General features: G+C 41.4%; 7 protein-coding genes and 1 pseudogene. 4 read left to right on the forward strand and 4 right to left on the reverse strand.

Going from position 1 to position 12,881, the window contains the following annotated elements; genetic code table 11:
* Nucleotides 1-258: 258 nt before the first annotated feature.
* Nucleotides 259-1,390, reverse strand: a pseudogene (locus ORI98_RS10795) (Na/Pi symporter).
* Between the two features lie 992 nt (nucleotides 1,391-2,382).
* On the opposite strand from ORI98_RS10795, the gene ORI98_RS10800 reads away from it, so the two are divergent.
* Nucleotides 2,383-5,346, forward strand: coding sequence for a M9 family metallopeptidase (locus ORI98_RS10800; protein ID WP_306135215.1), 2,964 nt, complete (start codon nucleotides 2,383-2,385; stop codon nucleotides 5,344-5,346).
* A 178-nt stretch (nucleotides 5,347-5,524) separates the two neighbouring features.
* Here the strand turns inward: ORI98_RS10800 and ORI98_RS10805 are convergent, their stop codons facing one another.
* Complete coding sequence (locus tag ORI98_RS10805) at nucleotides 5,525-6,049, reverse strand: hypothetical protein (RefSeq protein WP_261298773.1); 525 nt, start codon at nucleotides 6,047-6,049, stop codon at nucleotides 5,525-5,527.
* Between the two features lie 238 nt (nucleotides 6,050-6,287).
* On the opposite strand from ORI98_RS10805, the gene ORI98_RS10810 reads away from it, so the two are divergent.
* Nucleotides 6,288-6,896 carry a protein-disulfide isomerase gene (locus ORI98_RS10810; RefSeq protein ID WP_306135216.1) on the forward strand — a complete coding sequence of 203 codons (609 nt, stop codon included), beginning with the start codon at nucleotides 6,288-6,290 and terminating at the stop codon, nucleotides 6,894-6,896.
* 233 nt (nucleotides 6,897-7,129) lie between these two features.
* Here ORI98_RS10810 and ORI98_RS10815 read toward each other — a convergent pair whose 3' ends face one another.
* Together ORI98_RS10815 and ORI98_RS10820 are read right to left on the reverse strand one after the other, a co-directional pair.
* On the reverse strand, nucleotides 7,130-7,378 hold the full coding sequence (locus tag ORI98_RS10815; RefSeq protein ID WP_188840836.1) for a DUF3297 family protein: 249 nt from the start codon (nucleotides 7,376-7,378) through the stop codon (nucleotides 7,130-7,132).
* A 204-nt stretch (nucleotides 7,379-7,582) separates the two neighbouring features.
* Nucleotides 7,583-7,843 carry a DUF5062 family protein gene (locus tag ORI98_RS10820; protein ID WP_188840837.1) on the reverse strand — a complete coding sequence of 87 codons (261 nt, stop codon included), beginning with the start codon at nucleotides 7,841-7,843 and terminating at the stop codon, nucleotides 7,583-7,585.
* A gap of 305 nt (nucleotides 7,844-8,148) precedes the next feature.
* Between ORI98_RS10820 and ORI98_RS10825 the strand changes: the two genes are divergently transcribed.
* Both ORI98_RS10825 and ORI98_RS10830 read left to right on the forward strand, forming a co-directional pair.
* The gene (locus tag ORI98_RS10825) at nucleotides 8,149-10,302 is read left to right on the forward strand and encodes a M3 family metallopeptidase (RefSeq protein WP_306135217.1); all 2,154 of its coding nucleotides are present in this window, start codon (nucleotides 8,149-8,151) and stop codon (nucleotides 10,300-10,302) included.
* A gap of 557 nt (nucleotides 10,303-10,859) precedes the next feature.
* Nucleotides 10,860-12,689 (forward strand): S8 family serine peptidase, encoded by a 1,830-nt coding sequence (locus tag ORI98_RS10830; protein ID WP_306135218.1) that lies wholly within the window; start codon nucleotides 10,860-10,862, stop codon nucleotides 12,687-12,689.
* Nucleotides 12,690-12,881 lie beyond the last annotated feature (192 nt).

Consider the following 12,881-nt stretch of genomic DNA (forward strand, 5'->3'; position numbering starts at 1 on the left):
GGCATGGTTTTCGCTATGGAGCCATATTTGTTAACAATAATTGAGACGCAGTGTTCTTTCTTTAATGTCACAAAAACAAGCTTGCTTACCTATAACAACCCCAAGCGGTTAATATAACTAAACAAAGTGTGTTTTTATCAACTTAATAGCAGAATAACAATTATTGACCGCTAATAGATTTCTAGCTCAAAAGAAAACTAGTCTAAATGAACATGAATTGACGCCGCTAAGAGGCCAAACATAAACATTCCAGCGGGATCAGTGAGTAACCACTATCATCAACGCAGGGATAGCAAAGAAAACAGTCCCGATATATGCCACCACAGCGAGTTTATTTTTCTGGGCTTGTTCCGCTAACCACTCTGCACAATTAATTGGCCAATCGCGACACCAAGGAATACCGTACAGCACGACAACACCCAGCACATTAAAACACAAATGAACTAAGGCTATTTGCAACCCCAGTATGGCATGATCACCAGACACCGCCATTGCTGCAAGCAATGCAGTAATACAAGTACCAATGTTTGCCCCAAGAGTAAATGGGTAAGCCTCTCTCAAGGTGATAATATTATTACCAATTAATGGCACAATGATACTTGTGGTGGTAGATGAAGATTGCACTAATACCGTGACCGTCGCCCCAGCAGCAATGCCATGGAACGGGCCGCGACCTAATGCGGTTTTCAGCATAATTTCTGCTCGGCCAACCATGAGTTTTTTCAGTTGTTGCCCCATAAAAAGGATGGCAAAAAACAGGATACAAATGCCCACAAGAATGACAATACCGCCATTTGCAACGGGGCTGGCAAAATGTAACTGGCCTGCGATTAATTCTGTAACCGGTTTGGTTATGGGTTTGATAAAGTCAAAACCGAAACTGCCTGAACCACCACTCATTGCAGCAAATGGCGCCACAATCCAGCCACTGAGTTTTTCTAAAAATCCGAACATTATTTCGAGTGGTAAAAAAACACAAACCGCTAACAGATTAAAAAAGTCATGCACAGTTGCTCCTGCAAACGCGCGGCGAAATTCATGCTGACATCGAAGATGTCCTAAACTGACTAACGTATTAGTTAAGGTTGTGCCAATATTAGCTCCCATGATCATGGGTATAGCGATAGGTAGAGGTAACCCCCCCCGCTACTAAGCCGACAATAATGCTTGTGGTAGTACTAGAAGATTGGATCAATGCGGTGGCGACTAACCCCACCATTAAGCCTGCTATAGGATGTGAAGCAAACTCAAATAACGCTTTGGCTTGTTCGCCACTCGCCAATTTAAAACCTGTACTGATCATTGCTACTGCAAGCAACAATAAATACAACGAAGCCACTAAACTTGACCAACGTAAGCCATTGCTTAGTGCTGAAGGAGAACCGTTCATACAACCACTCCAAAATGACACTTACTGTGACGCGCGGCATTCTAGCAGAAGCTATAAAAAAGTAATGACTTTGAAAGGGCTAAATGAAAATATAAATATCTGCAAAAGGACTTGTTTTTCTCATTAAAAACAGCATGAAAAACTGTTCAACAACACTGGTTCATCAGTTAAAAATACCATTATCAACGGCATCAATGAGTTGTAGCAGAATTGAGGCATCTTGGTGCATTATCATCCTGTAATACTCATTAAAGGTTCAGTGGGCGGTGAAATACCCAAACAAAGTGTAACTGATACTTTAATCAGCATACTTAACAGCACCCAGCCGCCACAAAACGCAAAACGAAATAACTTATTCTTTTTGGTTATATATATTTACACCTAATTGAGTGTGAATATAAATTCAATATAATCGAATTTTATGCAGGATTTAACGGTAGATTTTTTCAAAATTTTATTTTTGACACACCCAATCAAGATTGCAATAAGATAATTTTGCAAAATACTCAGCCTTAACATAATGACTCATCATGTGCACTTCTCACCTCTATTTCGCCACACACGTCTGTAATAAAACTGTAACCAAGTTATTGTTAAATTGAATGTTGATAGTTGTTAACTCATCACTAAAAACCAACTTTGACTCACTATTTTTGCGTCTTACTTTCTGCTTTTATGCTCGAAAGCCCATATCGGCATATTATTAACCTCTGTTTAAATACCACAGTTCCTCACGAGACTGAGCCATTAATTTGACTACTGAATGCACATTCACCTTCAAAAATCCTCTCTGCCTGTAAACCACTTTTGTGGTGATTTTTATACTTGATACTAAATATTGTATACATTATAAATTATACCAATCTTTAACAAAAGATTAACAACCCTAAGTATCACAATAGAATTCACGACGATAAAAACATAATAGTCTGAACATCACTTCCTTGAATTAGGTGATTTAACGACATTGTTGTAATTAACTGGAGTTTAAAATGCCAATAAAATCATCACCATTAATCGATGTCAGCCGAAAATTCACTGTTCATGCCGTAGCGCTTGCATGCTCAACCATTCTTTTCCCATTCCATGCACAAGCGACTAACGAGGCACCTCCAACTGTGAAAGAGTCTTCAAACATTGAGGAGTTCTCGACCACCAACAAACCTTCTACAATCAAAGAGACGTCAAAATTAGATCAAGTTAAGGCGACTACCAATCGCTTTGAGAAAGGCGCCAATATCCCTGGCCAACAAAAAAATACCAAAACAGATCCACTTCAGCCCCCTGCGGAGGGCAAGTCATTAAAAAAGATTGATGGGCCAATGGGCGCATTGGCGACTGCTGCAGAAGCAGCACCCAATGTATGTAGCAGTGAAATGGCTAATTTAACTGGCCAAGCATTATTTGATTTTGTCAAACAAGCAGAACTGTCGTGTATCTCAGAATTATATTCAAGAAATGATGCAGTCTCGGTAGCTGTATATCAAACTGCAAATGTAGTGTCGGTTGCGAATCAAGCGAAAAGTATCGCCGCGACCTACGATAGCCGTAATGGCGATGAAATGCGTAATCTTTTCTACTTCTTACGCGGCGCGTTTTATATTGAATTCTATAACGATAACTTAACTTACAGCGACACTCAGGCAGCAGATGCCGTTTATGCGGCATTACAGGAATACACTAAAAACCCGCATTTATTTGATTTAAGCCAAAGCTCAGGTGACACCTTAACTGAATTTTTTAGCTCATGGGCAAGTGCGGATCATATTCTTGAAAGTGTGCCAGTTATTACTGATTACTTACAAAGGTTTAATCCCGAATACCTTGCCAGTAATCGCCACCGTGCGGCACTGACTAGCGCATTAACCACACTTTATTACGGTACTTGGGAAGATGAATACAGCCAAAATGCCCTCGCCCATAGTGACTTAATTGATGCTTTACTGAAAATAGCGACCTCAGAGTATATTTATACTTCTGCCTATCAATATGAATCTACCGATGCATTCCACGAATTTGGACGATTTTATGGCTACCAAAAAACCTGGAACCTGCCTGCTAGCTTCAAAACGCGGTTAAACGATGGCGTACAACTTTACATGAGTAAATTTGAACGTATGTCATCTGAATGGGCTGATGGTGCTGGCTACCTTGATTATTACAACCCTGGAGAATGTGAAGCTTTCGGTATTTGCGGCTGGGAAGAAGAACTTGAACGTACTGCATTACCGATTAACTATACCTGTAGCGACACCATCTATATTCGCGCACAAGCACTAACAGATACGGAGTTACAAAGCTCATGTGATCTAATGGGCTTAGAAGAAACACTGTTTCACAATGTGCTGGCAACAGGATATCAGCCCGTAGCGGATGACTTAAATGAACGCCTGGAAGTGAATATTTTTGATAGTTACAATGACTATGTTCAGTATGCTGGGGTGATATTTGGTATAGGCACTAACAATGGTGGTATGTACCTAGAAGGAACACCGTCTCAAGAAGGCAACCAAGCAAGATTTATTGCCCATGAAGCCACATGGACAGAAGACATCCTTGTCTGGAACCTTGAGCATGAGTATGTGCACTACCTTGATGGCCGCTTTAACCTTTATGGCGCATTTAATTACTTCGACATTGATACCGGAAAATCAGTGTGGTGGGCAGAAGGTTTAGCGGAATACATCTCTAAACAAAACCGTAATGATGGTGCAATTAATGTTGGACGCTCACAAGCATTTAGCTTAAGTGAGATTTTATCGAACACCTATGACAGCGGCACAGAACGAGTTTACAGTTGGGGCTATCTCGCCGTACGTTTTATGTTTGAAAAACACAGATCAGATGTCGATGCACTGCTAGTACTTGCCCGCAGTGGTGACGCTGCAGGTTGGCTAACCTATATCAATGATACAATTGGCCAACAATACAACACTGAATGGAACACCTGGCTCGCCACAGTATCTAGCAACGATGACACCATCGACACCGGCGTTGTGGCGCCCATTGACTCTGATGGTGACGGCGTAAATGACAATCAGGATGCTTTCCCATTTGATCCGACAGAAACCCGAGATACTGATGGCGATGGCGTAGGTGATAACAGTGATATGTTCCCCGCCGATCCTACTGAAACAATCGACTCAGATGGTGATGGTTTTGGTGATAATGCCGATGTATTTCCAAACGATCCTAGTGAGTGGGCCGATTCTGATGGTGATGGAATAGGTGATAATGCAGATACTGATGGACCAATTGATCCTATTCAGCACTGCGGTAGCCCAACTATTACAGACGGTAATCTAACCAAAGAGCAAGCCGAGTGTGTGAGTGGTCAAAGCATTAACTATTTCTACACTTATGTAGAAGAAGATAATACGCCGCTTTATATATCAACCGCTGGCGGAAGCGGCAATGTCGATATTTACTTTAACCAAAATATTTGGGCAAAAACCTCAGCTTATGATGCAAAAGCAACCACGGCCAATAATGATGAATTACTCAGCGTGATCGCAAACAGAGGTTGGGTATATATCAGTTTAGTGGCAGAACAAGCTTACGAAGGTGTTAGCTTAAATGTCAGCCTAACCAACAATGATACAGGAACCCCGCCTTTAGCCATCGAAGATGCCTGTGCAACGCAAGCACCTTACAGCTATGGCGCGGTAACATTTGGACAAGCTATCTGTATTGCTGATGGTCACTCAAGTTACTACTTCTATGTGCCAGCAGCGACAGAAGAAGTGACAGTAATAAGTGGCAATGGCACCGGAAATGTTAATCTTTACGGTAATAAGCAAACCTGGGCTAATCCAAGTTCATATGATGTTAAATCAGAAAGTTCGACCAATGATGAACGCTTAACCATTACTGCACCAAGTGAAGGCTGGTATTACATCAGCGCCGATGGTGCTCCATCAAGTAACGGAGCAAGCTTAGTCGTTAACATGAAATAGCGATTAAGATGGCATAGTGGTTAAGATGAAATAACGTCTGCCCATTATCACTCGCCTTCATCGCCAACAAATAAAGCCGGCTGTTAACAGCCGGCTTTTACGTTAAAAACCAAATAAAGCATAAATAAATGCTACCACGTAATCACACAAACTGTTGTTTCACCATGACTTTGCAATATTATTTGCTTGATTGTTGAGACTGACACTCTAATAACAATTGCTTAAAGTGTCCGCCTAAATCTTGAGTCGCATATTGCTCACTGGCCAAAGCCATTTGTTGCATACTGGCTATCGCCCCAGTGACCCCAAGTTGCTCAATCAACGATTTGGCATAAGAGGCTGCATCAGCCCCCTGCTGAAGTAAACCTGCCACTTGCTCAAAGCTAATGTCTTGCTCAAGTAACTTTTGTATCGAGCCAATAAGCTCAGCAACCTGCGCAGACTCAGCTAAAGCCCCCTCGACACTGACAAGTTCGCCTAGCGGATCTTCACTCAACTTAGCTGCAACACACGCCGAAACACTGCCGGCCTCAGCGCCTTTAATGACCGCATCAATGCCCTGACTTCTAACGGCTTCAACTGCCAGTTTTAGTTGTTCGTCTTTAGCTAACCAAAGTGCTTCTGCTTGTTGTTTTTCATCTGAGCCTATAAAGCCACAACCTGACAATATAGCGCTAGCCACTAAGCAACTGCTTAATGTCATCGCACGTGTTTTTGATAAAAATATCAGTGACATTATTACTCCTGAAAATCAAACATGATTTATGACGGTCAATATCCTGCCATAATATGTCAATGACATTAACCCAGAATTAATTTCACAGGTGTTTCAACAAGTATCGCCCTCACCCATTCTGCAGTTAATTGCAGATTCAAAGATTGTATAATGTCGGTAAACTAATTAGGATCGGCGCATCTGATCGCTAACAAGAATTAACTTAATGACCACTGAGCTTTATTTTATCTATGACTCACATTGTCCTTGGAGCTACGCCACCACGCCTTTAGTGAATGCGTTGCAAGCAGCCTATCCGCAAATGACAGTGCACTTATTACACAGCGCACATTACATAGGTACAGACAGTGCCGGTGAAGCTCAAATGGCTGCAGCGGCAAAAATAAGTGGACTTAAATTTGGCCGTGATCATATCCGTTACGTCAATAGCCCTAAAAACTCCATTAAAACGGCAAATTTAATGGCATGGTTGCAGGCCAAACAGCCTGAAAAACAATTGGTAACTCTTAATGCGATTCAACGCGCTCACTTTATTGAAGGTAATCCACTCGATAATAAACATGACTTCAATGCCATAGTCGAAAACTGCAAGTTATCACCCTCAAATAAAATATTTAAAGATGAACTCAGTATGGAAGCTGAATATGTCCTTGAGAACATTATTGAAATACAACAGGTCATTGGCACAACAGGGTTCCCAGTGCTAGTAATGACAGTAGATGACAATGCCATTTTTATCGATCATTCTTTGTACCTAAACAATCCACAGGCTGTTGTTGCTGCTGTGGAAAAAGAGATCGCAGCAATAAAATAGTCATCAATGTATTAAGTGATAATTAGCAAACTTGGATTCGATTTTGATTAAGTAGCGTGGGAGTAATCATTTATCTCAAATAATTATCTATAACAGGCTCATGCTGACTTAAGCTATATGAAAACCAAAAATAAAGCGCTTCCCATGTTCATGGTAGCGCTTTATTTTTAGTCCTGAGTTCAATATGAACATCAGTATTTGGCACATAAGCGGGTTATGTCGATGCGTAAATCTTAACGATAAAACGCTTCAACTTTACCTTTCATCGTCATTGTCAGTGGTTGGCCACGGCGATCTAACGCTTTGCCAGCTGGGACTTTTACCCAACCTTCACTGATACAATATTCTTCTACATCAAAACGTTCTTTACCGTTTAAGGTAATACCAATTTCATGTTCAAAAATAGCAGCCACATGATGTGGGCTACGTGGATTAACACTTAAGCGATCGGGTAAAGCAGGTTGTGAAGTTGTGTCGTTCATAGTCGTTGTCTATTGTGAATAAAGCGTGCGTCATTGTAGGCAATACAGGTCGTCTGCTCAAGTATCGATGTCATAATAAATACTCACAAAGCGAATAAATACTTATAAAAACCCAAGTCACTTAGAAACTAACTCAAAGCATAAAATTAAGGTGGCTAAATCAAACGCGTCAATCAAGTGATGATAACCATCAAAAAGCCAAAGTTAGTTTAGCAGCTCGTGATCTTTAGGTAATTGTTTACTGATCCACAATATCAGTTTGTGCTTTCTATTGGGTCCGTCGTCTTTATCTTCAGCTAATGGTTGTATTAACTTATCTTGTACTAATAACCGATAAATACATTCAACTTTGTCTTTCGGCGAAATACCTTTACCAAAATCAGCAAAACCACGTTTGTGCGCGTAACCCATGCCAATGTCCATTGCGAGCTTCAGCAGTTTTGTATCGTGTTTACCTGCTTTCATATGACCACCTAGTCGTGCATTTCAATCATCCCTAAACTACGCGAATATCAGTAAATTACCACCATAAAAATGTAGAAGATGACGTAAAAAATAGCTCAGATAGAAGAGAAAGAGGATTTAACCTGCCTTTTTGCTTATGCCTGTTGCTAACAAAGGTTAATCTTAATTTTTCCTCCTAGGCTAAAAGACTATAGCTTGGTATTGTATTCGCGTTGTCACTTTGTTCCATCCAACAACGCAAAATTAACAACACAAGCACATATCGAACAAATACACCGAAAGGGCAAAGACCCAAGGATATTTCAATGCGTAAAACTCTTATCACTACAGCAATCAGTGCCGCACTGATGCTGAGTGCCTGTTCAGAACCATCAACAGACGCCACTATCAATAGCAAAGCAGCAGAGACACCAACAACAATGACTAAAGCACCTGCAAGCGTCGCAAACGTCCTACTGACACCAAGCCCATTGCAATATATGGCACCACAGTTCGACAAGTTGCAAGCCAGTGACTATTTGCCAGCATTTGAGCAAGGCATGTTAGAACATAAAGCTGAAATTGAGGCGATTACCAATAACAGTGAAGCTGCAACCTTTGAAAACACCATTGTGGCTTTAGAAAAAACAGGTGCAATTTTAGACCGCACTCAACGTATCTTCTTCAATCTTTCAGGATTAATTTCAGACGACAACTTCACCAGTGTTGAAGAGCAAATAGTCCCCAAGTTAACTGCACATCAGGACAACATGTATCTTGATGAAAAGCTGTTTGCCCGCATTCAGGCTATTTATAAAAACAAAGCGACATTGACTGGTGAAGATCTGCGTTTAGTTGAAGTGTATTACGATAGCTTTGTGCGTGCAGGTGCTGAGTTATCACCAGCTGATAAAACTAAAATGCGTGAACTCAATGGCCAGCTAGCTAAACTTGAAACCAGCTTTTCACAAAACTTATTAAAGTCATACAAAGATGATGTGATTGTGGTTGAAGATAAAGCGCAACTTGACGGTTTGTCTGATAGCGAAATTGCATCACTTGCCGCAGCGGCTAAAGATGCTGGTAAAACCGGTTACATGATCACCTTAGTCAACACTACAGCTCAACCCTTGTTATCTAGCCTTAAAAACCGAGACTTACGTAAAAAACTGTGGGAAACATCGGCCTATCGCGCAATGGAAACCAATGCACCGCTCAACATTAACATAGCCAAATTACGCGCCCAAAAAGCCAATCTATTAGGCTATCCAACATGGGCGGCTTATGCTCTTGGCGATCAAATGGCTAAAACCCCTGAAGCGGTTTATGGCATTCTTGACGATCTGGCCCCAAAAGCTCTGGTTAAAGCCAAAGTCGAAGCGGCCGATATTCAAGCTGAAATCGTTAAAGAGGGTCAAACATTTGAACTGGCACCTTGGGACTGGGCTTTCTATGCGGAAAAAGTCCGTAAAGCCAAATATGATCTAGACGACAGCCAAGTAAAACCTTATTTCGAAATGAACACAGTATTAAATGATGGTATGTTCTTCGCGATGAATAAACTGTACGGCATTAGCGTAAAACCACGCAATGACTTACCCGTTTGGCATAAAGATGTCAGCGCCTATGAGATTTTCAATCAAGATGGCAGCTCAATTGGTTTGTTCTACCTCGATCTATATGCCCGCCAGGGTAAACAAGGTGGCGCATGGATGGATGAACTTGTTAGCCAATCATTCTTAAAAAATACTCAGCCTGTTGTTTACAATGCGCTAAATATACCTAAGCCAGCTGAAGGCCAGCCAACCCTGATGACATTTGATGAGGTCAGCACCCTATTCCATGAGTTCGGCCACGCTATTCATGGCTTGTATTCACAGGTTAATTACCCAAGTCTAGCGGGTACGTTAACCGCGCGTGACTTTGTGGAGTTTCCATCACAGGCCAATGAAGATTGGAGCATCGACCCTCAGGTGCTCGCGAACTATGCTAAACACTATCAAACGGGTGAACCTATTCCTGCCGAGTTATTGGCTAAAGTATTAAAAGCCCATACCTTTAACCAAGGTTTTGGTACCGTTGAATATCTATCAGCGGCGTTACTCGACATGGAATGGCACTCAATTGCAGCCGACACCGAGATTACCGATGTGGCCGCCTTTGAAAAACAAGCCTTAGCAAAACATGGCTTAGATTACACGCCAGTTCCCCCTCGTTATAAAACCACTTACTTTAGCCACAGCTTTGGCGGCGGTTATTCTGCTGGTTACTACGCCTACTTGTGGACCGAAGTGTTTGCTGCTGACTCATTCTCTTACATGATGTCGCAGGGTGGATTAACCTTAGAAAACGGTCAAAAATACCGTGACACGGTTTTATCAAAAGGTAACAGCCAGGATTTGATGCAAAGCTATATCGACTTTGCCGGTAAAAAACCATCAACTGACGCGTTATTAAAGCGCCGCGGTTTAGTGCATTAATCGCTGTTAAGTTTTAGCTTTTATCTATTTATATAAAAATCAATAACCATCAAAAAGGGGACTATATGTCCTCTTTTTGATGATAACTCACCACATTTTTCCTCGTTAACTCATTCTGATGTTAATTCGCAATACCACTCAAAAATTAACTCATAAATAAAACCTATCTGTGTCACTGCGTTAAAACTCAAACAGTACAACAATGTTAATATAATGTTAGCAAGTAGGGTCGCGTAAAACACTATTATGTTCTATACAGGAAGTAACATAGGTAGAGAACATAACCACAAACCTGATACAGCAATCCAAGCTGGCCACCTAAGCGACTGTATACATTAACAAAATAAATTAACAAGCAAAAACAATAAATTAGCAACCATGTAAAAATTGCATTACATAACTCAAACCAAGTTTACGTTAATAAATTGTTAACAACGATACGTTGTGATACGTTTTACTGAGTTACACCTTAAGACCTTAATACGAAATGCTACCAAAACTTGCAAAGACAGGTGAATGTAGTCGGTGGTAAAACAATAACTAAAAAGAGAAAAGTCATGAAATTATCTTTACTTTCAAGTGCAATGCTAGCCCTAACTGTTGGTGTTAGCGCATCATCTCAAGCCGCTGACGATCGCTATGTCATTCAAGTTGACCAACAAAAGAAAGGCATAGTAAAAGCATTAGCTAAGCAATTAGGCGCTCAAATTCACGTTGATGGCGATGGCTTTATCGCGGCAACATTTAGCGGTAAAGACTTAGCACAAGTAAAAGGACTATTAAATAATCCTCACGTTAAGCTGGTTGAATTAGACCAACCACGTCATTTAATGTCTGTTTACGCTGACGACAGCGGCAACCCAATGACACAACAAGTCACGCCATATGCTGTGTACCAATCACAAGCCAACCAAGTTAGCTTTAATCCAAATGCGGGCATCAAAGTGTGTATTATTGATTCGGGTCTTGACCGCAGCAACACAGATTTTGACTGGAATAAGATCACTGGTAATAACGATTCAGGCACGGGCAACTGGGATGATCACGGTGGTCCACATGGTACTCACGTAGCGGGTACTATTGCCGCATCAGATAATGGGTTCGGTGTTGTAGGTATGGCACCTGATGTTGACTTACACATCATCAAAGTATTTAACGAAGCTGGCTGGGGTTATTCATCAGATCTAGCACATGCTGCAAACCTATGTAGTAATGCTGGTGCCAACATCATTAGCATGAGTCTAGGTGGCGGTGGTTCAAACTCAACTGAATCAAATGCGTTCCAAGCCTTTACTGATGCAGGTGGTTTAGTGGTGGCTGCTGCAGGTAACGATGGTAACAATGTCCGTTCTTACCCTGCTGGTTACCCATCAGTAATGATGATTGGTGCCAATGATGCTAACAATAACATTGCTGACTTTTCTCAATTTCCATCTTGTTCTTCTGGTAAAGGTCGTCGCGTAACGACAGATGAAACCATTTGTGTTGAAGTGACAGCGGGTGGTGTTGATACCTTATCAACTTATCCAGCAGATATGGCTACAGCATCTTCATTAACAGCAGATAACGCATTCATTGCTTCTTCTTCTATGGAGAATTCAGGTAATGCATCTGGTTCAACTTATTACATGGGCACTGCAGAAGCAGTAGACAGCGGCGCAAATGGTAATGTGTGTATCATTGATCGCGGCGTGATCTCTTTCTACGATAAAGTGGCAAACTGTGAAGCGTCTGGCGGTGTGGGTGCGGTTATCATTAATAATGAACCTGGTATGCTATACGGTACATTAGGTGATGCCAACGCAACGTCAATTCCAGCGGTAGGCGCGGCATTTGAAGACAGAGCAACATTAATTGCAGCATCAGCTGCAGCGATTAATATTGGTACCTCTGATTTTGGATTTATGAGCGGCACCTCAATGGCAACGCCTGCAGTTTCTGGTATTGCGGCGTTAGTATGGTCACAGCACAGCGAATGTACTGGTACTGAAATCCGTGATGCTCTTAAAGCAACGGCGCAAGATGCAGGTGCACCAGGTAAAGATGATTACTTTGGATATGGTATTGTTAAAGCTGCTGCAGCACATGCATATTTAACAACTAATGGCTGTAATGGCGGCGGGGTCACACCTCCACCCACAGGCGGCGATATCACTTTGAGCTTGAATGGCGTGAAAAGTAAAGGGTCTAAGATTATCAATTTAACCTTTGCTGGATTGTCAGGTAGCAATGTGGATGTTTATCGCAACGGCACTAAAGTCACTACCACCGCCAATGATGGTGCTTACGCAGACTCAATAAGCTCTAAATCTACCCTTAACTACACTTACAAAGTATGTGAAGCTGGTACTGCAACTTGTAGTGCTGACAAATCAATCACTTTCTAAGCATCATAATTAATGGCGTAAACGACATAAAGTAAACGCCATTTAACAGTTTAAAAAGCCAGGAAACTGGCTTTTTTTATGCCATAAATCTATCCATTGACTCAATAATTAACGCCCCCCTAAAATGGGCATATTTTTTGATGATTATGATTGCTATATTGGCCATTGTTTTTCATTATAACCATAGATCAC

The organism is Shewanella sp. ULN5, assembly GCF_030731885.1.
In the GTDB taxonomy this organism is placed as follows: Bacteria; Pseudomonadota; Gammaproteobacteria; order Enterobacterales; family Shewanellaceae; genus Shewanella; species Shewanella holmiensis.